A 25,022-nucleotide genomic window follows, 5' to 3' on the forward strand; every position below is an offset into this window, starting at 1 on the left:
CCCGCGAATTGCTCGCGGGGGCCGGGCCCTTCGGTTCGTACAGCAGCGGGTCAGGCCTCGAAGACCTCGGCGACCAGCTGTGCCTGCTCGGCCTGGTGGCGCTTGGCCGAGCCGACCGCCGGGGACGAGCTGTGCGGGCGCGAGATGCGGCGCAGGCGCTCGCCGTGCGGGACGTCCGCGCCGACGGCCAGGTCCAGGTGGTCGATCAGGTTCAGGGCGATGAACGGCCAGGCGCCCTGGTTGGCCGGCTCCTCCTGGGTCCAGAGGTACTTCTCGGCGTTCGGGTACTTGGCGATCTCGGCCTGGAGCTCGGCACCCGGCAGCGGGTACAGGCGCTCCAGACGGATGATCGCGGTGTCCGTGACGCCGCGCTTCGTGCGCTCGGCCTCAAGGTCGTAGTAGACCTTGCCGGCGCAGAAGACGACCTTGCGGACGTCGCCCGGGTTCACCGTGTCGTCGCCGATCACCGGGCGGAAGCCGCCGGTGGTGAACTCCTCCACCTTCGACGCGGCCGCCTTGAGACGGAGCATCGACTTCGGGGTGAAGACGATCAGCGGCTTGTGGTGCGGGTTGTGCACCTGCCACCGCAGGAGGTGGAAGTAGTTCGACGGCAGGGTCGGCATGGCGACCGTCATGTTGTTCTGCGCGCACAGCGTGAGGAAGCGCTCGGGGCGGGCGGACGAGTGGTCCGGGCCCTGGCCCTCGTAGCCGTGCGGCAGCAGCAGCGTGACGCCGGAGGTCTGGCCCCACTTCTGCTCGGCCGAGGAGATGAACTCGTCCACGACGGTCTGCGCGCCGTTGACGAAGTCACCGAACTGGGCTTCCCAGACGACCAGCGACTCCGGACGGGCCAGCGAGTAGCCGTACTCGAAGCCCATCGCCGCGTACTCGCTGAGCAGCGAGTCGTAGACGTTGTAACGGGCCTGGTCGTCGGAGAGGTAGAGCAGCGGGGTGTAGTCCTCGCCGGTCACCTGGTCGACGAGGACCGCGTGCCGCTGGCCGAAGGTGCCGCGGCGGGTGTCCTGGCCGGCGAGCCGGACCGGGGTGCCCTCCATCAGCAGCGAACCGATGGCCAGGGTCTCGCCCATGCCCCAGTCGATCGTGCCGTTCTCCACCGAGGCCGCGCGGCGCTGCATCTGCGGCATCAGGCGGGGGTGGACGGTGATCCGGTCGGGGATGTTGACCTGGGACTCGGCGATGACCTTCACGACCTCCGGGGAGATCGCCGTGGTCACGGAGACCGGGAACTCCGGCTGGACCTCGGGGGTGTGCGCCGGGGCCGGCAGCGAGGTGGCCTCGCGGACCTCCGCGAAGACCTTCTCCAGCTGGCCCTGGAAGTCCTGGAGCGCCTGCTCCGCCTCTTCCAGCGTGATGTCGCCGCGACCGATGAGGGACTCGGTGTAGAGCTTGCGCACCGAGCGCTTCTTGTCGATCAGGGTGTACATCTGCGGGTTGGTGAACTCCGGGTTGTCGCCCTCGTTGTGACCGCGGCGGCGGTAGCAGATGAGGTCGATCACGACGTCCTTGTTGAACGCCTGGCGGAACTCGAAGGCGAGCCGCGCGACCCGGACGACGGCCTCGGGGTCGTCGCCGTTGACGTGGATGATCGGCGCCTCGATCATGCGCGCCACGTCGGTGGCGTACATCGAGGAGCGCGAGGACTCCGGGGCGGCGGTGAAGCCGACCTGGTTGTTGATCACCACGTGCACGGTGCCGCCGGTGCGGTAGCCGCGCAGCTGCGACATGTTGAGCGTCTCGGCGACGACGCCCTGGCCCGCGAAGGCCGCGTCGCCGTGGAGCGCGATCGGCAGGACGGTGAAGTCCGTGCCGCCCTTGTTGATGATGTCCTGCTTGGCGCGGGCGATGCCCTCCAGAACCGGGTCGACCGCCTCCAGGTGCGAGGGGTTGGCGGCCAGCGAGACCTTGATCTGCTCGCCGTCCAGACCGGTGAAGGTGCCCTCGGCGCCCAGGTGGTACTTGACGTCGCCGGAACCGTGCATCGACCGGGGGTCGAGGTTGCCCTCGAACTCGCGGAAGATCTGGGCGTACGACTTGCCCACGATGTTGGCGAGGACGTTGAGCCGGCCGCGGTGGGCCATGCCGATGACGACCTCGTCGAGGCGGGCCTCGGCGGCGGAGTCGATGACCGCGTCGAGCAGCGGGATGACGGACTCGCCGCCCTCCAGCGAGAACCGCTTCTGGCCGACGTACTTGGTCTGCAGGAACGTCTCGAACGCCTCGGCCGCGTTCAGCCGGCGCAGGATCCGCAGCTGCTCCTCGCGCTCGGGCTGCTGGGCGCGCGGGCGCTCCACCCGGTCCTGGAGCCACTTGCGCTGCTTCGGGTCCTGGATGTGCATGAACTCGATGCCGGTGGTGCGGCAGTACGACTCACGCAGCACACCGAGGATGTCGCGGAGCTTCATCATCGACTTGCCGGCGAAACCGCCGACCGCGAAGTCCCGCTCCAGGTCCCACAGGGTGAGGCCGTGCTCGGTGATGTCCAGGTCGGGGTGCTTGCGCTGGCGGTACTCCAGCGGGTCGGTGTCGGCCATGACGTGGCCGCGGACCCGGTAGGAGTGGATCAGCTCGAAGACCCGCGCGGCCTTGGTCACGTCGTTGTCGTGCGAGGCGTCGATGTCCGTCAGCCAGCGGACCGGCTCGTACGGGATGCGCAGCGACTTGAAGATCTCGTCGTAGAACTCGTTCTCGCCGAGCAGCAGCTGGGAGACGATCCGCAGGAACTCGCCGGAGGCGGCACCCTGGATGACCCGGTGGTCGTACGTCGAGGTCAGCGTCATGACCTTGGAGATGCCCAGCTTGTTCAGGGTGTCCTGGGAGGTGCCCTGGAACTCGGCCGGGTAGTCCATCGCGCCGACGCCCATGATGAGGCCCTGACCGGGCATCAGGCGGGGCACCGAGTGGACGGTGCCGATGCCGCCGGGGTTGGTCAGCGAGGCGGTGACGCCGGTGAAGTCGTCCATGCCGAGCTTGCCGTTGCGGGCGCGGCGGACGATGTCCTCGTAGGCCTGCCAGAACTCGAAGAAGTTGAGCGTCTCGGCCTTCTTGATGGCCGCGACGACCAGCTGGCGGTCACCGTTCGGCTTCACCAGGTCGATGGCGAGACCGAGGTTCACGTGCTCGGGCTTGACCAGGGTCGGCTTGCCGTCCTTCAGCGCGAAGGAGTGGTTCATCGCCGGCATGGCCTTGAGGGCCTGCACCATCGCGTACCCGATGAGGTGCGTGAAGGAGATCTTCCCGCCCCGGGCGCGCTTGAGGTGGTTGTTGATGACGATGCGGTTGTCGAAGAGCAGCTTCACCGGGACGGCGCGGACGGACGTGGCCGTCGGCAGCTCCAGCGAGGCGTTCATGTTCTTCGCGACGGCGGCCGAGGGGCCACGCAGCGTCACGTACTCGGGACCGGCCGGGGCCTCGGTGGCCGGCGCGGCCGCGGCCTTGGCCGGGGCGGGCTCGGCGGCCTTCACGGCCGGGGCCGGAGCGGCCTTCGCCGGGGCTGCCGGGGCAGCGGCGGCGGGCGCGGCCTGTGCGGGGGCCGGAGCCGCGGGGGCCGGGGCGGGTGCGGCCTTGGCCGGGGTGGCCGGTGCGGGCGCGGCCGGGGTCACCGCGGCCGGGGCGGCCGGAGCGCCGGGAACGGGCTTGTCCGCCGTGCCGGACGTACCCGGCTTGTAGTCGGCGAAGAAGTCCCACCAGGCGCGATCGACCGAATTGGGATCCTGGAGGTACTGCTGGTAGATCTCGTCGACGAGCCACTCATTGGGCCCGAAAGCAGCGGCCGGGTTCGAACCCGGGCTGGCTTGGTCGGTCGAGATGCTCGAGTTACTGGGGGACTGAGACGACACGGCGGCAACCGCCCTCTTCCGCTTCACAAGGTGATGGACAGCGGAAATCAAGGCTACGCCTCCCCAGCCGTTCCACGCAGGCCGGGCCGGTCTTCGTCGCGCAAGTCACATCGGAAGGCGGGTTTCGGTGCAGGAATTGGCGGGAAACAAGCACGGTTCCGCTTTGTTTTGGGTATGTCGGACCACGGCTACGGCCCACTGGGCCGCACCCCTTGAACGGAACACGCAGAACGTGCCCTTCCGGTTCGAACCCTATGTCAACCTCGCTGCTGAGGGATCCCCGGAAGAGTGACCTGAATGCGGCAGCCGCGTACGGATTCGGCCACGCCGATGCGTCCGCCGTGCAGATCAACCGCCCAGCGGGCGATCGCCAGGCCGAGGCCCGTACCGCCGTCGCTGCCCGGGCCGTGCGGGGAGGGCACCTCGCCGCGGTTGAAGCGCTCGAAGACCCGGTGCCGCTCGGACTCCGGGATGCCCGGCCCCTCGTCCAGCACTTCGAGCGTCAGGGACTCCGGCGTGGTCCCGCGCCGGGCCAGCACCGTGACCCGGCCGTGCGGCGGGCTGTGCTTGACGGCGTTGTCGATCAGATTGGCCACCACCTGGTGCAGCCGCTCGGCGTCCGCGTGCGCGGTCAGCTCCGGTGGCGACACGTCCAGGTGCAGATGCACGTCCTTGCGGGTGTGGTTCCCGGAACCGGACGACAGCCGGCGGTGCCCGGCGGCGAGGTTCGCCTCCTTGAGCACGCCCGACAGATAGGGCCACACCTCGAAACGGCGGGCCTTGAGCGTGACCACCCCGTTGTCCAGCCGGGACAGGTCCAGCAGGGTCTCCACCAGCCTGCCGAGCCGCTCCGTCTGTTTCAGCGCCGTGCGCATCGTCTCGGGATCGGCCGAGGACACCCCGTCCACGACGTTCTCCAGCACGGCTCTCAGCGCCGCGATGGGTGTTCGCAACTCGTGCGACACATTGGCGACCAGCTCCTTGCGGTGCCGGTCCACGGCCTCCAGATCGTCCGCCATGCGGTTGATCGTCTGGGCCAGGTCACCGAGTTCGTCACGCCGGTCGGCGCCGCTCACCCGTCTGGTGTAGTCGCCGTGCGAGATCGACCGGGCCACCGTCGTCATCTCGTCCAGCGGCGAGGTCAGACCGTGCGCGACGAACTGGGTTATGAGCAGGGTCGCGATCACCGAGAACACCGTGATGAACCGCAGCTCGGTCCTGGTGCGCACGGCCACCATCAGCAGCCCGGTGGTGATGAAGACCGAGACCACGACGAGCGTGCTCATCTTGGCCTTGACCGAGAAGGGACGCAGTCCGGAACCGGGCCGGGTCATGGAGCCGGTGTCTCCAGGGCGTAGCCGACTCCGTGCACGGTACGGATCCGCTCCGCGCCGATCTTCCGGCGCAGCGCCTTGATGTGGCTGTCGACCGTACGGGTGCCGGAGGCGTCCGCCCAGTCCCAGACCTCGGCCAGCAGCTGCTCCCGGGAGAGCACCGCCCGCGGGGTGTTGGCCAGACAGACCAGCAGGTCGAACTCGGTCGGCGTGAGGTGGACGTCGTCGGCGCGGACCCGGACCCGGCGCTGCGCGTGATCGATCTCCAGCTCGCCGAGGCGCAGTATCCCGCTGCGCGGCGTCACCGCGGCCAGCGCCGCGCGCTCGACCCGGCGCAGCAGGACGTGGACCCGGGCCGCCAGCTCGCGCATCGAGAACGGCTTGGTCATGTAGTCGTCGGCGCCCACTCCGAGGCCGACCAGCATGTCCGTCTCGTCGTCCCTCGCGGTCAGCATCAGCACCGGCACCGGCCGCTGGGCCTGCACCCGGCGGCAGACCTCCAGGCCGTCGAAGCCGGGAAGCATGATGTCGAGCACCATCAGATCGGGCTGCCACGCCTCGGCCGCGTCCACCGCCGCAGGGCCGTCGAGTGCGGTCTGCACCAGAAAGCCCTCGGCCCGCAGCCGGGCGGAAATGGCATCGACGATCGTGGCGTCGTCCTCGACCACCAGCACCCGGCGCTGCGCGCCCGGGGTGGCCGCGACACCGTTGTGGGTGGTGTGTGTCTGTTCCATCGCCCCGCCCCTGCCCGTTCTCACGGGGGCCATTCCCCCGGACGCACGGTCTTCGCTTGTGGATTTCGTGGGTGATCCCGTTACCGGTCAGCAGCGTAAAGGCAGCGGACTGTTCTCGGCTACGCAGGGTGTAACGGCTCGGACGCGAAGAGGTGGCGGAGTGTCGGTCTTGTGACGCTTGGCCCCCGGACTTCCGGGGGCCGGGGATACCCGGAGGGGGATCTCAGGTTGTCCGAAGTGCGAGATGCACCACGTCGGGCACACCTCGGGCAACGCTGACTTCTTCGGTCCTTACTCCATCAAATCCGGCATTCCGCAAGGCCTGTTCGAAGTCGGCGGACGGCTGCGCGGACCACACTGCGAGAACGCCGCCCGGCGTCAGCCGCTCCCGGCAGTCCGCCAGACCGGCCGGGGAGTACAGACCGGTGTTGTCCTCGGTGACGGTCCAGTCCGGTCCGTTGTCGATGTCCAGGCACAGAGCGTCGTAACGGTCCGTAGTCGTACGCAGGTACTCGACCAGATCCGTCGTCAGGATCCCGGTCCGCGGGTCGGCGAGCGCCGCGCCGGAGATCGAGCCCAGCGGCCCCCGAAGATGCCAGTCCACGATCGCCTGCTCCCGCTCGGCCACGACGATCCGTCCCCACTTCGGCTCGGCGGCGGCCCGGACCAGCGAGAAGCCGACACCGAGACCCCCGATGAGCACCGACGGAGCGGTCCGGCCGGGCGGCAGCGCGGCCAGCGCCGCGTCGATCAGCAGCCGCTCGGAGCGCCCGTCGGAGGTGTCCATCAGGAAGCAGCCGTTGGCGATGATCTCGAAGTCGTCACCCCGTTCCCGCAGCACGACCTCGCCGTACGGGCCTTCGCGGCGGTCGAGCGTGACGGGGGAGGGGGCGGGGGCGAAGATGTCGGAGCGGTGGATGTCGGGCATGGTGCGGGTCTCCGGCGGATGGCGGGCAGTCTCCCCGCCATCCTGTCCGGTCGGCGCGGCCCGGTGCCAGCGGATTGCCGGATCCGCCCCGAGTGCCGGGCGGGGGACGGGCGATCAACCGCGCTCCGGGCGTACGCCGCGCACCACCAGGAGTGCGGCCCCGGCCACGTACGCCGTCATGGCCACCGCCCACGCCGCACCCTGGGGGCCCGGCTGCATCGGCCACGCCCACACCGCCCCCGCGCCGCCCGGGGCGCGGGGCGCCGCCAGGTAGACGGCGCCGCCGTAGACCGTCATCGGCAGCCAGCTCAGCCGGGCACCTATCAGGGCGGCGGAGGCCGCGGCCACCCCCGTCGCGCCGAGCACATTGCGCACCATGGCCGGTACACCGAACTCCTCCGGGTGCCCCGGGACCGCCGCCGCGAGCGCCCCGGCCGTCACCGCGGTCAGCGCCAGCAGATGCAGCAGCCTGCGCGGCCACCAGCGGCGTACGGCGGTCCGGTCCAGCTCGTCGCTGTGCGAGTGCAGGCTGGTACCGATCGCCGAGGAGGCGAGCAGCGGGGCCAGCACGACGACCGGGACACGGGCGGTGTGGTCGAAGTACGGCTGGTCCTGAAGCCAGTCGGCGGCCCGGGCGGCGACGAGGGCGATGCCGATCAGGGTGGCGGCGGTGAGGGGGAGGGCGCGGGAGCGGACATAGAGGAGCGGCTGGATGCTCACAGGGCCGGGACCTCCGCGGGCGTGCAGCTCTTCCGGGTGGCCAGATAGCGGCCGAGCCAGACCTTGCGGCCGGCGTCCGGCATGGCCTTGAGGCGGGCGAGGTGGCGCGAGTCCGGGAACCACGGCGATTCCTCGTCGGCCAGCCAGCTGCGCACCGCGTCGTCCGTGCGCTCCACCCGCTCGGCCTCCTTGCCACCGACCTGCTTCCGTGGCTCCGGGCAGTCGCGGTTCACCAGGGTCAGGGCGGTGTTCGCGAGATAGGCGTGGGGATCGGTCAGCTCGTTCCGTGTGATGCCCCAGCCGCGCACCACGTACCCGAGGGAAGCCTCGCCGTCCTTCGGGTCGACCTCCGGGGTGACGTATCTGACCGGTGCGCCCGGCACTCCCGCCAGCCGCGAGAACATTCCCGACAGGGCCTCGGACATCCGGGGCAGCAGCGGAGCGTCGGACGCCCGCACACAGAGCTGCGGCGTGCCGGGTGCGGCCGCCGAGCAGACCCGGTGCTGCACGGCCGGGTCGTCCCGGAACAGACCGGACCCCGTGTGCACGATCACCGCCCCCGCCGCGACCACCAGAGCGAGGGGCACGACGGCCAGCAGGCGCCGCCGGGCCGCGTACACGAGCAGCGCGGTGGCGGCGATGCCGCCCGTCCAGGCCACCAGGACCGGCGCGAACCACCACACCGGGACGGACCCGTCGAGCGGGTACTGCTCGGCGGGGCTCAGGAACCGGACGTCCGCCTCCATATAGCCCGGGGCACCCAGGAGCACGTAGAGAGCGGCCGCGAGTACCGGGGCGATCAGCCGCCACCGCACCAGCCGCCCGACCACGAAGCCGATGAAGGCGACGGACAGCAGGAGACCGAGATCCGTGACGACGACCGAGAGGGACGGCCCGCCCGCCCCGGTGTACGGAGCCGTCGCCGCGAACACCACGGCCAGCGCGAGCAGATACCCGGCCGCCGCCCACAGCGCGATCGGCGCCGCGGCCGTCGTCGCCTGCGCGAGCCGGCTGCGGGGGACCGAGAGCAGCAGTTCGGCGGTGCGCCGGCGGTGCTCCCGGCCGCCCTGCCAGCAGGCGGCCGCGGCGACGAGCGGGCCGCCGAGCAGCGCCGCCGCCGCGTGCAGCTGGGACTGGGTCTCGCCCCAGCTCCCCTGCCACTGCGCCGCCTTGCTCCAGAGCGGAACGAGAAGGGTGGCGGCGACGGCGAGACCGGTCCACGGGGCGATCCCGCGCCGCAGCTCGGTCCGCAGGGGGCTGTGGGCCGTGGTCTTCCCGGACGTGACCGAGGCAGTCATCGGCTCCCCGCCCCCGCCCGGTGCGCCCGCAGCGCGCGGGTGTAGCCGCGCTCGATCGGGTTGCCGTCCGGCTGCTCCGCGCCGCCGTCCCCGGCGTCGCCCAGCTCCGTCAGCTCCCGCGTCGTACCCCGGTACGCGATCCGGCCCGCCTCGATCAGCGTGACACCGGTGCAGGCCGCGGCGACGTCCTCGACCAGATGGGTCGAGACGATCACGGTGGTGGAGCGGCCCAGCTCCCGTATCAGCGCCCGGAATTGGACCCGCTGCTCCGGGTCGAGGCCGGCGGTCGGCTCGTCGAGCAGCAGCAGGTCCGGGGAGTTGACGATCGCCTGGGCGATGCCGACGCGCCGCACCATGCCGCCCGACAGGGTCTTCACCCGGGCGTCGATCCGGTCCGCCAGTCCCACCCGGTCCACCGCGCGTTCCACGGCCGCCGGGACCGCCGCCGGGTCCATCTCCTTGAGCCAGGCCACGTAGGAGACGAACTCGCGGACCGTGAAGCCCGGGTAGTAGCCGAACTCCTGCGGCAGATAGCCGAGCCTGCGCCGGACCGCCGCCCGGCTGCGGTGGTCCGACCCGGCGCCGACCTCGCTGCCGAGCAGTACCACCCGGCCGCCGGAGGGCGCGGCGACGGTGGCGAGCACCCGGATCAGCGAGGTCTTGCCCGCCCCGTTCGGCCCGAGCAGCCCGTGCACACCGGGCGCGAAATCGAGGTCGACGGCGTCGAGCGCGGTCGTCCTGCGGTGCCGGACGGTCAGTGCCCCGACCTCGACCGTGTTCATGGCCTCGGTGCCGTTCATGCGTTCACGCTCACAACGTCTCCAGATGGTCGAAGGATCTACGGCGTACGGCGAGCAGCGCGGCGCACACCAGCGCACCCGCCGCCCAGCCGGCCTGTGCGGCGGGGCCCGCGAAGTACCGGGCGGCCCCGGTCGCCGCCGCGAGGGCGGCCGGGGGTGACGCGGCGAAGGCGGGCAGGACGACGGCGGCCGCCCAGGCCACGGCGATGGACGTGGCGCCGGTGCGGCAGCCGACGTACGAGCCGAGGGCGAGCGCCGCCAGCGTCATCGCGAGCCCGGGCAGCAGCCAGGCCGCCGCGCCGGGCCACCCGGCGGACGAGGGCAGCGCCGCCCCGGCGAGCGTGAGCGCCGGGATGCTCACGGCGAGTACCGCGGCGGTCCTGGTCAGCAGCAGCCGGAGCCCGCCGGACGGGGTGGCGGCGGTGATCTCGTGCATCGGGTCCGCGTGCCGGCCGTAGGAGAGGCCGACCCCGGCGAGCGGCAGCACCGGCGCGACGACGAGGAGCAGCGGGCGGACCGTCTCCCCGGCCCCGGCCCCGTACGCCAGCGCGACGGCCCCGACGGCCACCAGCACCAACGCCACCAGCCACGACCCGCGCAGCGCGGGCCCGGCGGCCCACAGCAACCGCCCGGTACGGGGGGCCGCCCCGGGAAAGCGGAACGGAGCACCGCGGACCGGTTCCCTCGCGGGTGCACTGTCCGCTGCCGCGGTGTGCGGGGCCGCCACCTGCACCGGGGCCGTCACGTGCACCGGTCCTTCGGCGGGCGTGCCCTCCGCTGCCGTGGTGAGCGGGGCCGTCACCCGGACCGCTCCCCTCGCGGGTGCCCTTTCCGCCGTCACCGCGGCCAGCACCCCCGCGCGCACCCCGTCCAGCACCGCCCCCGCCTCCGGGCGTACCCGTACCGCCGTCGAGATCCGGGCAGCGCACCCCCCGCACGTCTCCACGTGCTTCTCCACGGACCAGGCGTCCGTCTCCGGCACCGAACCGGCGGCGTACCGCTCGGCCAGCTCCTCACTCACGTGCCAGCGGGGCATGCCGGTGGCTCCCATCGTGGTCATGCCGTTCCTCCCAGCGGCCCGGCCGCAGGGGCCGACAGTTCCAGCGCGGCCCGCAGCTCGCGTCGGGCCCGCATCGCCCGGGTCTTGACCGTGCCCTCGGGTATGCCGAGGAGCCGGGCCGTCTCGCGGGTCGTCAGCCCGTCGATGACCGTGGCGCGCAGGACCTCCCGCAGCTCGGGCGAGATCCGGTCGAGCGCGGCGCCCACGTCCCCGTACTCCAGACCGGCGAGCACCCGCTCCTCGGCGGACGGCGCGGTGGCGGCCCACTCGTTGCTCCCGGTCCGCTCGGCCCGCTGGGCGAGATCGGTACGGGCATGGATCCGCTGGGCATCCACCAGCCGGCGCGAGGCGATCACCCACAACCAGCCGCCGACCCTGGCACCGCGGTGCGACGCCGCGGAGCGCCAGACCGTCACGAAGGTGTCCTGAAGGACCTCCCGTACGGTCTCGGCATCCGCGCAGCGCCTGCTCAGCCGGGCCAGCAGCCAGCCGGCGTGCCGGTCGTAGAGCGTCGCCAGGGCCTCCGTATCCCCCTGCGCGACGGCACGCAGCAGGGCGTCGTCGTCGTTCGGGTCCTCCCCCGAGGGGCGCAACAGCTTCACACCTCTTCTATCGGGCAACGGACCCGGGCCGGTTCACGGGCGCCGTCTGTGGCTCACGCCATAGACGCCGCGGAGGAAGATCAAAGAAGGTGGGACGTTGCTTCGGGGGGCTTGTCATGGAAAGGGGCCTCACGCGGTGCATCAGCGTACGGACAGGGCGGTCCGCGAAAAAACCTTCGCGGCTCCGCTGCTCGACGCCATCCCGCGCCAGCCGGGCCCGGGCCGTCCCGCCGCCCCGGGCCCGGCCGCCCCATCACCGCCTCGGGTCCGCGCGGCCCGCCGATGGCCGCGGCTGCTGCCGACACCCACCGGCACGCCGTTCACCTTCGGGTACCTGCTGGTGCTGGTCGCCACGTCCCTGTTCATGGAGTTCGCCGATCCCGCCACCGTCGCCGCCGTGCTGCGCGAATCGAGCACGGACGTCGCGCACCTCGGCGAGGCCCCGCTGCTCGTCCTGGCAGCCAGCGCCCTGTGGGTGGTCGGCGGACTCACCTCCCCGGTGGTCTTCGTCCTCGCCCTCGTACTGACCGCACTGGAACGCCGCATCGGAGGATGGCGGACCGCCGCGGTGTTCGTGCTCGGCCATGTCGTGGCCACGCTCGCCACGGAGATCCCGGTCGGGCTCTCCGTGGTCGCCGGGCATCTGCCGGAATCGTCGCTGCACCGCCTCGACTACGGCATCAGCTTCGGGCTGATGGCGAGCGTGGGAGCGGTCACCTGGCTGTTCACCCCACTGGTGCGGACCCTGGTGCTCGGCGGGCTGGGCGTGATGCTGGCGATCGACCTGGTCGACCTGAGCAGCCCGCTCACCGACTGGGGCCATCCGCTGGCGCTGCTGCTCGGCGTCGCCTGCCGTCCCCTGCTGCGCCGGGCCGGTGCGGTCGGGGAAGCGGTGACCAGGGGAGTGGCGGCCAGGGGCGAGGTGATCAGGGGCGTGGTGCCTTCTCGCCGTGCACCGCGAGGTACTCGGCCGCCAGCCAGGGCGCGAGGTCCTCGATGAGCGTGCTGAGGACGGCCGGATCGGCGGAGGGACTGCGGCCGGTGCGCGCGGCGAGCCGCATCTGCTCGATCCGCTCCGGGTGGTCCGGGTAGTAGCGGGCGAACACCTCGGCGGACTCGGCCAGGTCGCTGGTCCAGCCCTGCCACCGCGGCATGACCAGCGTGAAGCCGGACCGGACGATCCGGCGGGCGGCGCCCCGGCTGAGGTTGCGGCGTTCGGCGTCCGTGGTCGCCTCGGCGGCCCTGCGTCGCCAGCGGGGCAGCGAGAGCACCAGGTCCCCGTTGGTCTCGCGGGCGAGCAGCGGGGTCGGGCGGTAGTGCGGCAACCGCTCGGCGAGATCCTCGCCCAGCAGCGGGGTGCAGAGACAGGCGACGAAGAAGCCGAGGTCGTGCCGTTCGAGCTCACTGGTGACGGCGTCGGTACTGGTGAGGAGGGCGCCGACACCGTCGATCTGGCCGAACGCGGCGTCCAGATCCGCTTCGACGGCACGGGTCGCCGCCTCGTCGGCCCCGGTGGGCCGGGTACGCAGCACCAGCAGCAGGTCCAGATCGGAGACACCGGGAACGGCCGTGCCGCGCGGAATGCTGCCGTAGACGTATGCGCTGTGCAGCCGCGTACCGTCGAACGCCCCGGTGATCCGGGACCGGGCGGCCGCCACCACGGGGGCGAACGCCGCCGGCACCCGGCTCAGCGAGCCCTCCCGCCGGATCGTCCCGTCCTCGTTCAGCCCTCGGGGATATACGGGGCCACTGCCGTCGTCGTCCATGGGCGCACTCTGCCCGCATTTCCGGGACGGGCCGAACGATTTTCGCGCCGGCGGCGCGGCGGGCGGGGCCGGCCGAGGCCGACGGGGGGTACGGGGCAGGGCCCCGGGCTCAGCTCTCCTGCCTGCGGCGCACCAGCTCGGCGATCCAGACCGGTGCGAACGGAGACGTGCAGTTCGGGGGAGTCGGGTAGTCCTTGAGCACTTCCAGGCGCTCGCCGATGTCGATCGCGCGGGCGCGGTACTCGGCGTGCTCGATCCCGATCTGCGCCAGGCAGTGGTTCATCGCCCACTGCAGACGGTCCGGGGCGTCCTTCATGCCGGCCTCGATGACATCGAGCAGCCCTGGGAGGTCGAGACCCTCGGGCTTCTTCGCCACCCGCTCGGTGGTCAGCGCCCAGCCGGCGCTCGCGACCACCGGATCCGGATCCGCGGACCAGGCGAGGCGCAGTTCTTCGCAGTGCGGGTTCTTCTTCACCACGTAGTTCACGAGCCAGTCGTGCACCTTGGGGGCGCGCGTCTCACGCACCATGGCGTCCAGCTCGTCGCGCCCGAAGGCCTTGGGACGGCAGATCAGGACGGCCAGGAGCCTGGCCGCGGTGTCGTCCGTCGCCCAGAGCTCGCCCGCGAGCTCCGGCTGCGTCTTGAGCCGCTTCGCGAGCGCGCGCAGTTTGCCGAGGTTCACCCCGTGATCGTCGCCGCGCTTCTCGTTCACCCTGCGTGTCTTCGGGTCGTCGAGCACCGCCAACTCGGCCATGACCTGCGCCACCGTCGTCCCGGTCACCCCGGCTCCTGTCCGTCGAGCCTTCCCGCACGAAATTCCAGCGTACGTCCCACGGTTGTCGGTCCTGGGTGATGGGCGGCGGGCGACGGGTGGCAGGCCGGCCGTTCCGGGCACCGGGGCCCGTGCGATCGCTCACAGCGAACACGCCCCGGGGAACAATGGGCGGCTCAGGAGCATTGAGTCTGCATAGCTCAACTTGACTGCCGAAGGGGAGATCATGGCTACCGATTCCAATGCGGTCACTCCGCTCGCCCTGCCCGTGCTGCCGCTCGACGACGAGGTCGTGCTGCCCGGGATGGTGGTGCCTCTGGACCTGTCCGACACCGATGTACGTGCCGCCGTGGAGGCCGCACAGGCCGCGGCCCGTGACGGTGGCGGCAAGCCCGAGGTGCTTCTTGTGCCGCGGATCGACGGCACGTACACCGGCACCGGTGTCATCGGCACCGTCGAGCAGGTCGGGCGGCTTTCGGACGGGGATCCGGGCGCGCTCATCCGCGGCCGGGGCCGGGTGCGGATCGGGGCAGGGACCAGCGGACCGGGTGCCGCGCTCTGGGTGGAGGGGACACGGGTCGACGCGGTCGTTCCCGAGCCGCTTCCCGGGGCCGCCGCCGAGCTGGTCAAGGAGTACAAGGCGCTCGCCACCAGCTGGCTGAAGAAGCGCGGCGCCTGGCAGGTCGTGGACCGGGTCCAGCAGATCGAGGACATCTCCGCGCTCGCCGACAATTCCGGTTACTCGCCCTTCCTCACCACCGCCCAGAAGGTGCAGCTTCTGGAGACCGTGGACGCGGTCGCCCGGCTGAAGCTCGCCATCCAGTGGCTCGGCGAACACCTCGCCGAGCAGGACGTCGCCGAGTCCATCGCCAAGGACGTCCAGGAGGGGGTCGACAAGCAGCAGCGCGAGTTCCTGCTGCGGCGCCAGCTCGAAGCCGTGCGCAAGGAGCTCTCCGAGCTGAACGGCGGTTCCGGTTCCGGCGCGGAGGAGTCCGACGACTACCGGGCGCGCGTCGAGGCAGCCGACCTTCCCGAGCACGTCCGTGAGGCCGCGCTCAAGGAGGTCGACAAGCTGGAACGCTCCTCCGACCAGAGCCCCGAGGGCTCCTGGATCAGGACCTGGCTGGACACCGTCCTCGAACTGCCGTGGACCGAACGGACCGAGGACGCCTACGACATCCGCGGCGCCCAGGAGGTGCTCGACGCCGAGCACGCGGGCCTGCAGGACGTGAAGGAACGCATCACCGAGTACCTGGCCGTGCGCAAGCGACGCTCCGAGCGGGGGCTCGGCGTGGTCGGCGGGCGGCGCGGCGGTGCCGTGCTGGCGCTGGTGGGCCCTCCGGGCGTGGGCAAGACCTCGCTCGGTGAGTCCGTCGCGCACGCCATGGGCCGCAAGTTCGTCCGCGTCGCCCTCGGCGGTGTGCGGGACGAGGCGGAGATCCGGGGCCACCGGCGTACGTACGTCGGCGCCCTGCCCGGCCGTATCGTCCGGGCCATCAAGGAGGCCGGTTCGATGAACCCGGTCGTCCTGCTCGACGAGATCGACAAGGTCGGCTCCGACTTCCGGGGCGACCCGGCCGCCGCCCTCCTCGAAGTCCTCGACCCGGCGCAGAACCACACCTTCCGCGACCACTACCTGGAGGTCGAACTCGACCTCAGCGACGTCGTCTTCCTGGCCACGGCCAATGTGCTCGAAGCCATCCCGGAGGCCCTGCTCGACCGCATGGAGCTGGTCAGGCTCGACGGCTACACCGAGGACGAGAAGGTCGTCATCGCCCGGGACCACCTGCTCCCGCGCCAGCTGGAGCGGGCCGGTCTGGAGAAGGACGAGGTGACGCTCGACGAGTCCGCGCTGCGCAAGCTGGCCGGCGAATACACCCGCGAGGCGGGCGTACGCAACCTGGAGCGGGCCGTCGCCCGGCTGCTCCGCAAGGTCGCGGCCCAGCACGAACTGGGCGACCGGGAACTCCCGTTCACGGTCACCGAGGCGGATCTGCGCGGTCTGATCGGACGGCCTCACCACGTCCCCGAGTCCGCCCAGGACCCGGCCGAGCGCCGGACCTCGGTGCCCGGTGTGGCCACCGGACTCGCGGTGACCGGCGCGGGCGGCGACGTGCTGTTCGTGGAGGCGTCGCTGGCCGACCCGGAGACCGGGGCGTCCGGACTGACGCTCACCGGCCAGCTCGGCGACGTCATGAAGGAGTCCGCGCAGATCGCGCTGAGCTTCCTGCGGTCGCACGGCGCGGAGCTGGAGCTGCCGGTCGCGGACCTGAAGGACCGCGGCGTGCACATCCACTTCCCGGCGGGCGCGGTCCCGAAGGACGGCCCGAGCGCCGGCATCACCATGACGACGGCGCTGGCCTCGCTGCTCTCCGGACGGCTGGTCCGTACGGACGTGGCGATGACCGGTGAGGTCTCGCTGACCGGGCGGGTGCTGCCGATCGGCGGCCTGAAGCAGAAGCTGCTGGCCGCACACCGCGCCGGGATCACCACCGTGGTGATCCCTAAGCGGAACGAGGCCGACCTGGACGACGTCCCCGCCGAGGTCCTGGACACGCTGGAGGTCCACCCGGTGACCGATGTCAGGCAGGTCCTGGAGATCGCCCTGGCCCCGGCCTCCGCGTCCCGGCCCGAGGAGAGGATCCCGGCCGCGGCGTAGCCGCCACGGCGTGACGGACGTGGCACCACGTACGCGACCGGTACGGACGGCCCGCCTTCCCGGCAACGGGTGGGCGGGCCGTTCCGCGTCCGGCGGGTCTCCTGCAACCGCGGCGGGCAGTCGTACGCGGCGGCCGGCGGGTGGTGTGGATCGACGGCACCACCGGCTGGACCGACCTGGAGACCCGGGAGCGGCCCGCGGGCATCTGCGGCTGACGGCCGAAGACCGCCCGGAACGACCGGACCCCCGGCGCACCGCGCGCCGCGCGCCGGGGGTCCTCCGGTTCTCCGCTGACGGCTCAGGGGCGGTAGATGGTCCCCGGGACCGGCTCGGCGGGAGCCATCAGCTGGGGGACGGTGACGAAGGTGTAGCCCTGTTTCTTCAGCTCGTCGATGATGCCCGGCACCGCGGGCACCGTGCCCTTGTAGATGTCGTGCAGCAGGATGACGCCGTCCTTGCTCGCCTGGTCCAGGATGCGCTTCTTGATCAGCGCCGAGTCGGTCGTGGAGTAGTCCTTCGCCGTGGCGCTCCACAGGATCTGGGAGAGCCCCAGGTCCTTGCTGATGTCCGAGACGGTGTCGTCGGTGCGGCCCTGCGGCGGGCGCATCAGGCGCGGCTTCTTGCCGGTGATGTCCGCTATCGCGTTCTGCGTCTTCTCCAGCTCGGCCCGTATCTCGGCAGGCTTCCGGTCCGTCAGGACCTGGTGCGTCCACGTGTGGTTGGCCACCTCGTGCCCTTCGGCGGCGAGCCTGCGCACGGTGTCGGGGTGCTTCTTGACGTGGTTCTTGCCCAGCAGGAAGAAGGTCGCGTGGACCTTCTTCTCCTTGAGTATGTCCAGCAGGTGCGGGGTGTCCTCGCCCGGCCCCGCGTCGAAGGTCAGCGCTATGCACTTCGCCTTGCGGCAGTCCACCGGGCCGAAGGAGCCCTTGGCGTCGGAACCGGCGTCACCTCGGGCCGAGGCGGGCGCGGTGGTCTGCATGGAGCACCCGCTCAGCGTGAGGGTGAGCGCCGTCACAAGGGCGGCGGCCAACCCCGTACCGATCGACTTCGTCTTCATGGACAAGGCGGGTCACTCCTCCGTTGCTGAACAGCTGTACAGGGCGCACGGTGTGCGGCAGGGAGGACTATACATACGGTGTATACACCGGGTGCATATGGGGTCCGCTCCCGGCCCGGAGGGTGGGAAATGCCGGTCGGGACGGGGGCAAAGGTGAGAGCCCCGGCGGATCACCGGGGCTCTGCGGTGTGGAGCGAGCGGGCCGCGAGGACGCGGCGGGCGGACTCAGCCGTTGGCGAGAGCCTGCACGCGGTCGAGGGCGCCGTTGAAGCGGTCGTGGTCGCCGACGGTGGGGCCGGACGAGGTGTACTGCCATATCGTGTAGAAGCCCCAGCCTGCCGGGAGCTCACCGACCGTGGCGGCGTAGCGGGCCACCCACAGCGGGTTGGTCGCGCCGAAGCTCGCGTTGTTGCCGGTGCAGGTCTTCCACCAGCTGGTCGCGGTGTAGATGACCGCGTCGCGTCCGGTGCGCGCCTTGTACGTGTTCACGAAGTCGCGGATCCACGAGACCATGCCGGCCTGGCTGAGGCCGAAGCACTGGTCGCCGTACGGGTTCCACTCGATGTCGAGCACGCCGGGCAGGGTCTTGCCGTCCCGCGACCAGCCGCCCCCGTTGTTCACGAAGTAGTTGGCCTGGGTGGCGCCGCTCGTGGTGTTGGGGGTGGCGAAGTGGTACGCGCCCCGGATCATGCCCACGTTGTAGGAGCCGTTGTACTGCTGGGCGAAGTATTCGTTCTTGTAGTACGTGCCCTCGGTGGCCTTGGTGTAGGCCCACTTCACTCCGCTGTTCCAGAGCGTCGACCAGGCGACGTTGCCCTGGTGGCCGGAGACGTCGACGCCTTCGGTCTGGACGGCGCGGGTGTCCCGCGGCAGTCCGCCCTGGCCGTCGTGGGCGACGACGCCCATGCCCATCGTGGCCGTGCCGCGGGCGGGCTTCTCGGCGGCCGCGTCATGGGTGCCGGCGGCGGAGGCCGCGCCGGGCAGGGTGAGGAGGAGCGAAAGGGCTGCGAGCAGCGTCCCGGCCGCCGCGAAGCGCGAGCGGCGGGACGTCTTGGACGTGGATCTGAGCACCGGCATGGGAGTGCCTCCGAGGACGTGGTGGGGGGACGTGCTGATCCCAGGGGGACGCGGAGCGAACCCCTGTCCGGCATGTAATGGTGTGAACATGCCAGGACTGACGCTACGCACGTAGACCCGTGCTGCGGAAGGGGGCCTGGTCGCTGCCGTTGGTCTACGCCTGCGAAATACTGGCGGAGCTGCGGCGATGACCAGCGGCGAAAGAAATTTTCAGCGACAGGAAAGCTCACGAGGGGTGTTGACGTGCACGGGAGCGAAAGCGGTAGTGAACCGGGCGCGACCGGCGGAAGTGGTGTGGACCACGCATTCCTTGCCCTGGAGCGGGAGTTGGCCGTCTTTCTGCGCCGGGCACGGTCCAACTCCGGGGAGATGGCGCGCGAGGTCCATCCGGAACTGGAGTCCGCCGCGTACGGATTGCTCGTCCGGCTGGAGTCGGCCGGGCAGCAGCGGGCCACCGATCTCGCGGCCTACTTCGGGGTGGGCAAGGCGACCATGAGCCGTCAACTGCGCGCCCTGGAAGACCTCGGACTGGTGGCTCGTGAACCCGATCCGGCGGACGGGCGGGCCTTCCTCGTCCGCCTCACCGCCGAGGGGCTGGTCCGCTACCGCAGTGTGCGCGACGCCCGCCGGGAGCGCTACGTCCGCAAGCTCGACGACTGGGACCGGGCGGAGGTGGCCGAACTGGCCCGGCTGCTGCACCACTTGAACGCCCGCGCCGAGGACTGACGCCCGCCGGGCCGGCCGCCCGGTGGGCCGTCACAGCACCGCGTAGACCGCCGTCGCGTCGTCATGGGTCTTGCTGCGGCGCAGCCGGACGCGCTCCGTGTCCGCGTCCTCCAGGGCCCTGACCCGGTCGATCAGCCCCTGCGGCCCGTGCTGGTGGAGCACCCCGAGGCAGTCCGCCCAGCCGCCCTCGTGGAACATCTCGGTCCAGCGGGACGCCCCGTCGGTCAGTGCGGCGATCGCCCGCACCTGGTCGCGCGGGGTCTGCCCGGCGACCGCGCGGGCCGCCACGGAGGGGTCGGCGGCGGCGGTGAAGAAGCCGCCCTCCTTGTTCCTGAACCCGGAGTCGGCGATCGCCTCGGTGCTCAGCGAGCCGGGCGGCAGGCGGTCGAGCCGGTCGTCGAGCAGGGGGCGCACGCTTCCGTCATGCGCCTCGAACAGCAGTACGGAATCGGAGAGCACCAGGTGCTCGACCCGGGTGTCGTCCCAGCGCGCCATGACGACCGTCGCCTGAGGCGTACGCGCGTGAGAAAGGTCACACAGGGAACGGTGCGTGTCGGCGGTGCGCCGAATGGAAACTTCCAGGATCTCCTGAAGGGTCAGATCCCGCCGCGAACCGGACAGTTCGACCAGTGCGCCGCCCAGCCGGGCGGTGAACCAGGGGACCGAGTGCACACAACCGTCGTCGCCCCGGGGCGGCGTCACCCCGTCGAGCACGACCAGCGCCCCACCCTGGCCGGACGCGGGAAGTGCGGTGGCCGCCCAGTCCTCGTTCGGGCGTTCCGGGCTGCCGGCGACAGTGGCCAGTTCGATGCGCATGCGACCAGTCTGCACGGTGCCTTCACGAGCCCTGCACCCGGCCGAAATTGGCCTGCACCAGCAGGTCAGACGAGTGGGCGGAGCGGAAGGAATGGCTCCATGGAGCGTGCGGGCGGGCATCCTGCCAAAGCCTGCGCGGAAGTTCCAGCCGACGGACCAGGTGTGGCCGAAGGCCCCCCGGGGCAAACTTGTTCGCCAACTCTGGAGTGATGTTCACTCGTTCAGGTGGCGGAGTGGTTGATGCACGCCCCCCTCTCAAAAGCACTGGAATGGTCAGAAGCCGTACCAGGGGTCGGGGCGCTCGTTACATGTGACCGTGCGTCACCTCTGCTTCAAGGGCGGACGAGTCAAGATTGCGAGCACCGGTGCAGAAGAAGCGGCCTCGGAGCAAGGGCGGCAAGCAGAGCGGTTCCGGGGTGACGCCGCCGGCACCTGCCGGGAGCGAGAGCACCCGGCGCACCGCGCGCGTACGGAGCCGGCTGGTCGCCGGTGTCGCGGTGGTCGGCATCACCGTCATCGCCGCGGGCACGCCCGCGATCCTCGCCGCCTCCTCCGAACTGAACGAATCGCAGCGGCTGGTCACCCTCGCGGAGCTGAACCAGCAGGCCATCGCCCTCGCCCACGCCCTCGCGGACGAGCGCGACGAGGTCACCGCCCGGATCGCGGCCGGACGTGACGAGGCGTCCGACGGCAAGGACGACTCCCGGGGCCGGAGCGCCCGGGTGGACCAGCAGGTCGACGAGATCCGCGCCACCGCCCCGGCCGCACTGCGCCGTGACCTCTCCACCGTCCCGTCCCTGCGCCGCGACGCGCTCAGCGGCAAGGGCACGGCGCTGGAGGCCCACCAGGCCTACTCCGAGGTCATCGCCAAGCTCCACGAGCTCGCCGACGAACTCGCCGAGAAGACCCCGCCGCGCGCCGCCGAGGCCACCCGCGCCCCGCTCGCCCTCGGGCAGGCCACCGAGCAGGCCTCCGCCACCCGCGGGCTGCTGATCGCCGCGCTCTCGGTCCCCCGTACGGTCGCGGTCCCGCAGCTCGACCCGGTGACCGGACTGCCGGTGCAGACCCAGAGCGGGGACAGCAAGGACGACCGCGACCGCGACGAACTGAGCGCCGCCGCCCAGCAGGCCCGGGTCCGCGAACTCGGCTCGCTCGCCGACTTCGACCAGGCCGCCGGCTCCACCGCCCGCGACAAGCTGTCGTCCACCGTCACCGGGCCCGAGGTCAACAGCGCGGAGAAGTACCTCAACTCCCTCACCGACCGCCCCGAGCTGTCCGACTCCGACCAGGGGACCGACCGCAAGAAGGCCGAGGCGGCGCTCTCCGCACGGATCGACCGGATGCGCAGCGTCGAGTCGGCCCTCGGCACCGAACAGATCCAGCGCCTGGAGCAGTTGCGCGACGACGACGTCACCGCGCTCGAACTGCGCATCGCCCTGCTCGGCGGCTGCCTGCTGATCGCCGTCGGCGTCTCCACCGCCGTGGCCCGCACCCTCACCCAGCCGCTCGCCGTGCTGCGAATCGGCGCCGCCCGCCTCGCCACCGAGCCCGACACCGCCGAACCGGTCCGCTACACCGGCCGCAACGACGAGTTCGCCCAGGTCGTACGGTCCCTCAACAGCCTGCACGGCAGGCTTCAGGGGCTCCTGACCGAGTTCAACGGCCGCTTCGAGACCCTCCAGGCCGAGCGCGGCGAGCTGATCGCCGGCCGCGAGACCCTCACCGTCCAGCGCGCCGAGCTCCAGGTCCTGGCCTCCGACCTCACCGCCCAGCTGGAGCGGCTGAAGAACACGGTCCACCACACCTTCGTCAACCTCTCGCTGCGCACCCTCGGCCTCGTCGAGCGCCAGCTGGGGGTCATCGAGAGCCTGGAGGAGCGGGAGCACGACCCGGAGCGGCTCGCCACCCTCTTCAAGCTCGACCACATGGCCACCGTCATGCGCAGGCACAGCGAGAACATGCTGGTCCTCGCGGGCGCCGAGCACGGCCACGGGCACGCGGGACCGATCCCGCTGGTCGACGTGTTGCGCGCGGCCGTCTCGGAGATCGAGCGGTACGAGCGGGTCACCATCCAGTCCCTGCCGCCGCACGCCCAGATCGCCGGCTTCGCCGCCGACGACCTGAGCCACCTGGTCGCCGAACTCCTGGAGAACGCCACCTCCTTCTCGCCGCCCGACTCCCACGTCCAGCTCTCCGGCTGGCTGCTGGAGAGCGGCGAGGTGATGCTCTCCGTCCAGGACGAGGGCATCGGGATGTCGACCGTACGGATGGGCGAGCTCAACACCCGGCTCGCCGACCCGACGCTCTTCGAGGCGGGCGAGCAGAGTGCGGACGGGGCCGGACTCGGCCTCCAGGTCACCTCCCTGCTGGCCGCGCGCCACGGCGTCCGGGTCCAGCTGCGCGAGCACAAGGGCAGCGGGGTCACGGCGGTCGTCGTGCTGCCCCAGGCCCTGCTGCCGAAGGCGCCGCCGGCCGCCACCCCGCCGCCGGTGAAGATCCCCGGGGACGCCCCCGCGCTCAACCTGCCGGGGTCGGTCGCCGAGGCCAACTCCAACGCCCTGCCGACCCGCACCCTCGCGCAGCCCGGCGACCCGCTGATCGCCGCCGCCGAGCAGACGATCCGCGAGGCGGAGGCCGAGCCGGCCCCCGCCGCCCGGCCCGCCGCTCCTGAGCCGGCCGCCGCTCCCGCCCCGCCCGCCGCTCCCGAGCCCGCCCCGGCCCGGACACAGGCCCCGGCCGAGACGGAGTCCGAGGCCACGATGCAGGTCCGGCTCCCCGTGGTGCCGGAGTTCGCGGACGCCCCCGGGATCAAGGCGCCCGACCCGTACGCCATCGGCCCCGACCGCCATGAGCGTGCCGCGGACGAGGTTCCGGAGCCGCACCCCGCAGCGCCGGCCGCCACGCCCGTGGCCGACGCCCTGCCCGGCCCCCGGCAGCCGGAGCAGCAGACCCAGCCCCAGCAGCCCGCCGAACGCGTCACCGACAAGGGGCTGCCCAAGCGCACCCCCAAGGTCGTCAAGCCCGCCACGGCACCCACCGCCGAGCGCAAGGGCAGCCTGGACAAGGAGGCGCTGCGCCGTCGGCTCGGCGGCTTCCACCAGGGAGCGAAGGACGGCCGCCGGGACGTCGAGGCGGAGATCGCCGAGATCACGGCCACCCGGCCGCTCCCGGGAACCGCCGTACAGACCGAACACAGTGGGGCGGCCGGCCTCGATGGCGGCCGGACCGATCGGACCGACGAGACGGGGGACACAGTCGAGGAGGCACGCAGTTGACTGCGCCCAGCACATTCGGGCTGAGTACCGAGGCCCGTAACCTTCACTGGTTGCTGAGCAATCTCGTGGAGGAGGTGCCAGGGGTCCACTCGGTCACCGTCGTCTCGTCCGACGGACTGATGCTGCTCTCCTCCGACCCCGGCCATCTGATCGCCCCGGCCGGCGGCGGCCAGGGCGGCCCCAGGGGCTCCAGCGCCGACCTGGCCACCATCGTCTCCGGCATCGGCAGCCTCACCATCGGAGCCGCCAAGCTGATGGACGGCGGCGGCGTCAAGCAGACGATGGTCGCCATGGACGAAGGCAGCGTCTTCGTCATGTCGATCAGCGACGGCTCGCTCCTCGGCGTGCACGCCACCCCGGACTGCGACATGAGCGTCATCGCCTACCACATGGCGCTCTTCGTCGGCCGGGCCGGACACGTACTCACCCCCGAACTCCGCAGTGAACTGCGCAAATCGATGGAGAGCACCCAGTGAAGCCCGCTGCTGAAACCGCCCGCAGGCTGCCCGTCCGCGGGGCCGACCGAAGGCCCGCACGGGTCCGCCCGTACTCGCTCACCGGCGGACGCACCCGCTTCGGCCACGTCCTGCTCGTCGAGACGTTCGTCGCCGCGCTCGAAGCGCCCGAGGAGCGCCGCGAGCTGACCAACGGCAACCTGTCCGGCCGCATCATGCCGGAGCTCCAGGCCATCGTCGAAATCTGCCGCCGGATGCGTACCGTCGCGGAGATCTCGGCCCTGTTGAAGATGCCGCTCGGCGTGGTCCGGGTGCTGCTCAGCGACCTGGCCGACCAAGGAAAGATCCGCGTGTACGGGACCGGTCACGGCACCGGCCAGCCCGACCGCGCACTGCTCGAAAGGGTGCTCAATGGACTCCGCCGTCTCTGAGTCGCCGCTCTTCGCCCCGCGTCAGCCGGGCGCCAGGGACCAGGCCGAGGAATCGCTCCAGGCCTGGCAGCTCGACCACACCAGGGCACCGATCGCCACGAAGATCGTGGTCGCCGGCGGGTTCGGCGTGGGCAAGACGACCTTCGTCGGGTCGGTCTCCGAGATCACCCCGCTGAAGACCGAAGCGATGATGACCGAGGCCAGCGAGGAGACCGACGACCTCTCCGCGACGCCCGACAAGGTCACCACGACGGTCGCCATGGACTTCGGCCGGCTCACGCTCGACGACGACCTGGTGCTGTACGTGTTCGGCACACCGGGCCAGCAGCGCTTCTGGTTCATGTGGGACGACCTGGTGCGCGGCGCGATCGGCGCCGTGGTGATGGCCGACACCCGCCGGCTCGCCGACTGCTTCCCCGCCCTCGACTACTTCGAGAGCTGCGGGCTGCCGTACATCGTGGCCGTCAACCACTTCGAGGGAACGCCCGGGTTCGAGGCCGAGGACGTCCGGGAGGCCCTGACCGTCCCGCCGAACGTGCCTGTTGTGATCATGGACGCGCGTAACAGGATCACTGTCGTCGAGTCGCTGCTGGCCCTGGTCGGTCACGCCCTCGACGCCACCCCGGCATAGCTCGAACGCAACACGTAACGGAGA

21 protein-coding genes are annotated in these 25,022 nt (G+C 71.6%); 7 read left to right on the forward strand and 14 right to left on the reverse strand.

The window, feature by feature from the left end:
- Positions 1-50: 50 nt before the first annotated feature.
- The 9 genes from ACFVH0_RS07455 to ACFVH0_RS07495 all read right to left on the reverse strand — a co-directional run bounded on the left by ACFVH0_RS07455 (position 51) and on the right by ACFVH0_RS07495 (position 11,333).
- A complete protein-coding gene (locus tag ACFVH0_RS07455) occupies positions 51-3,857 on the reverse strand; it encodes a multifunctional oxoglutarate decarboxylase/oxoglutarate dehydrogenase thiamine pyrophosphate-binding subunit/dihydrolipoyllysine-residue succinyltransferase subunit (protein WP_385818597.1) in 3,807 nt (1,268 codons plus the stop codon).
- 257 nt (positions 3,858-4,114) lie between these two features.
- Positions 4,115-5,191 carry an ATP-binding protein gene (locus tag ACFVH0_RS07460; protein ID WP_385818599.1) on the reverse strand — a complete coding sequence of 359 codons (1,077 nt, stop codon included), beginning with the start codon at positions 5,189-5,191 and terminating at the stop codon, positions 4,115-4,117.
- Positions 5,188-5,925, reverse strand: a complete 738-nt coding sequence (locus tag ACFVH0_RS07465; RefSeq protein WP_014154105.1) for a response regulator transcription factor — start codon at positions 5,923-5,925, stop codon at positions 5,188-5,190. Before ACFVH0_RS07465 ends, ACFVH0_RS07460 begins: the two co-directional genes overlap by 4 nt.
- Before the next feature lie 223 nt (positions 5,926-6,148).
- Entirely contained in the window at positions 6,149-6,853 is a 705-nt protein-coding gene (locus tag ACFVH0_RS07470; RefSeq protein WP_385818601.1) for a spermidine synthase, read from the reverse strand.
- Between the two features lie 114 nt (positions 6,854-6,967).
- Positions 6,968-7,573: a hypothetical protein gene (locus tag ACFVH0_RS07475; RefSeq protein WP_385818603.1), complete on the reverse strand. Its 606-nt coding sequence runs from the start codon at positions 7,571-7,573 to the stop codon at positions 6,968-6,970.
- Entirely contained in the window at positions 7,570-8,871 is a 1,302-nt protein-coding gene (locus ACFVH0_RS07480; protein ID WP_385818604.1) for a hypothetical protein, read from the reverse strand. Before ACFVH0_RS07480 ends, ACFVH0_RS07475 begins: the two co-directional genes overlap by 4 nt.
- A complete protein-coding gene (locus ACFVH0_RS07485; protein WP_385818605.1) occupies positions 8,868-9,671 on the reverse strand; it encodes an ABC transporter ATP-binding protein in 804 nt (267 codons plus the stop codon). Before ACFVH0_RS07485 ends, ACFVH0_RS07480 begins: the two co-directional genes overlap by 4 nt.
- Positions 9,672-9,681: 10 nt before the next feature.
- The gene (locus ACFVH0_RS07490) at positions 9,682-10,731 is read right to left on the reverse strand and encodes a zf-HC2 domain-containing protein (RefSeq protein ID WP_385818607.1); all 1,050 of its coding nucleotides are present in this window, start codon (positions 10,729-10,731) and stop codon (positions 9,682-9,684) included.
- A complete protein-coding gene (locus tag ACFVH0_RS07495) occupies positions 10,728-11,333 on the reverse strand; it encodes an RNA polymerase sigma factor (RefSeq protein ID WP_385818609.1) in 606 nt (201 codons plus the stop codon). Before ACFVH0_RS07495 ends, ACFVH0_RS07490 begins: the two co-directional genes overlap by 4 nt.
- Positions 11,334-11,469: 136 nt before the next feature.
- Between ACFVH0_RS07495 and ACFVH0_RS07500 the strand changes: the two genes are divergently transcribed.
- A complete protein-coding gene (locus ACFVH0_RS07500; protein ID WP_385818610.1) occupies positions 11,470-12,333 on the forward strand; it encodes a rhomboid-like protein in 864 nt (287 codons plus the stop codon).
- Here ACFVH0_RS07500 and ACFVH0_RS07505 read toward each other — a convergent pair.
- Together ACFVH0_RS07505 and ACFVH0_RS07510 are read right to left on the reverse strand one after the other, a co-directional pair.
- On the reverse strand, positions 12,260-13,099 hold the full coding sequence (locus ACFVH0_RS07505; RefSeq protein WP_385818611.1) for a nucleotidyltransferase: 840 nt from the start codon (positions 13,097-13,099) through the stop codon (positions 12,260-12,262). The two genes, ACFVH0_RS07500 and ACFVH0_RS07505, sit on opposite strands and share 74 nt — an antisense overlap.
- Positions 13,100-13,208: 109 nt before the next feature.
- Positions 13,209-13,853, reverse strand: a complete 645-nt coding sequence (locus ACFVH0_RS07510) for a DNA alkylation repair protein (RefSeq protein ID WP_385818830.1) — start codon at positions 13,851-13,853, stop codon at positions 13,209-13,211.
- 244 nt (positions 13,854-14,097) lie between these two features.
- Here ACFVH0_RS07510 and lon point away from each other — a divergent pair, with 244 nt between their 5' ends.
- A complete protein-coding gene (gene lon / locus ACFVH0_RS07515; RefSeq protein WP_385818612.1) occupies positions 14,098-16,530 on the forward strand; it encodes an endopeptidase La in 2,433 nt (810 codons plus the stop codon).
- 298 nt (positions 16,531-16,828) lie between these two features.
- Here the strand turns inward: lon and ACFVH0_RS07520 are convergent, their stop codons facing one another.
- Both ACFVH0_RS07520 and ACFVH0_RS07525 read right to left on the reverse strand, forming a co-directional pair.
- Positions 16,829-17,587 (reverse strand): polysaccharide deacetylase family protein, encoded by a 759-nt coding sequence (locus tag ACFVH0_RS07520; RefSeq protein ID WP_206433395.1) that lies wholly within the window; start codon positions 17,585-17,587, stop codon positions 16,829-16,831.
- A 225-nt stretch (positions 17,588-17,812) separates the two neighbouring features.
- Positions 17,813-18,664 (reverse strand): lysozyme, encoded by an 852-nt coding sequence (locus tag ACFVH0_RS07525; RefSeq protein ID WP_385818613.1) that lies wholly within the window; start codon positions 18,662-18,664, stop codon positions 17,813-17,815.
- A 243-nt stretch (positions 18,665-18,907) separates the two neighbouring features.
- Here ACFVH0_RS07525 and ACFVH0_RS07530 point away from each other — a divergent pair, with 243 nt between their 5' ends.
- Positions 18,908-19,390: a MarR family winged helix-turn-helix transcriptional regulator gene (locus ACFVH0_RS07530; protein WP_385818614.1), complete on the forward strand. Its 483-nt coding sequence runs from the start codon at positions 18,908-18,910 to the stop codon at positions 19,388-19,390.
- Positions 19,391-19,420: 30 nt separating this feature from the next.
- Here the strand turns inward: ACFVH0_RS07530 and ACFVH0_RS07535 are convergent, their stop codons facing one another.
- Positions 19,421-20,206, reverse strand: a complete 786-nt coding sequence (locus ACFVH0_RS07535; protein WP_385818616.1) for a protein phosphatase 2C domain-containing protein — start codon at positions 20,204-20,206, stop codon at positions 19,421-19,423.
- A 365-nt stretch (positions 20,207-20,571) separates the two neighbouring features.
- On the opposite strand from ACFVH0_RS07535, the gene ACFVH0_RS07540 reads away from it, so the two are divergent.
- Genes ACFVH0_RS07540 through ACFVH0_RS07555 form a run of 4 tightly spaced genes read left to right on the forward strand, consistent with a single transcriptional unit; the run spans position 20,572 to position 24,998 of the window.
- Positions 20,572-23,481 (forward strand): nitrate- and nitrite sensing domain-containing protein, encoded by a 2,910-nt coding sequence (locus tag ACFVH0_RS07540; RefSeq protein WP_385818618.1) that lies wholly within the window; start codon positions 20,572-20,574, stop codon positions 23,479-23,481.
- On the forward strand, positions 23,478-23,957 hold the full coding sequence (locus ACFVH0_RS07545; protein ID WP_259934518.1) for a roadblock/LC7 domain-containing protein: 480 nt from the start codon (positions 23,478-23,480) through the stop codon (positions 23,955-23,957). The genes ACFVH0_RS07540 and ACFVH0_RS07545 overlap by 4 nt, the downstream gene beginning before the upstream one ends.
- Positions 23,954-24,367 carry a DUF742 domain-containing protein gene (locus tag ACFVH0_RS07550; RefSeq protein ID WP_385818619.1) on the forward strand — a complete coding sequence of 138 codons (414 nt, stop codon included), beginning with the start codon at positions 23,954-23,956 and terminating at the stop codon, positions 24,365-24,367. Before ACFVH0_RS07545 ends, ACFVH0_RS07550 begins: the two co-directional genes overlap by 4 nt.
- Positions 24,348-24,998: an ATP/GTP-binding protein gene (locus ACFVH0_RS07555; protein WP_385818620.1), complete on the forward strand. Its 651-nt coding sequence runs from the start codon at positions 24,348-24,350 to the stop codon at positions 24,996-24,998. The genes ACFVH0_RS07550 and ACFVH0_RS07555 overlap by 20 nt, the downstream gene beginning before the upstream one ends.
- Positions 24,999-25,022 lie beyond the last annotated feature (24 nt).

This window comes from Streptomyces sp. NPDC127117 (assembly GCF_042677325.1).
Lineage (GTDB): Bacteria > Actinomycetota > Actinomycetes > Streptomycetales > Streptomycetaceae > Streptomyces.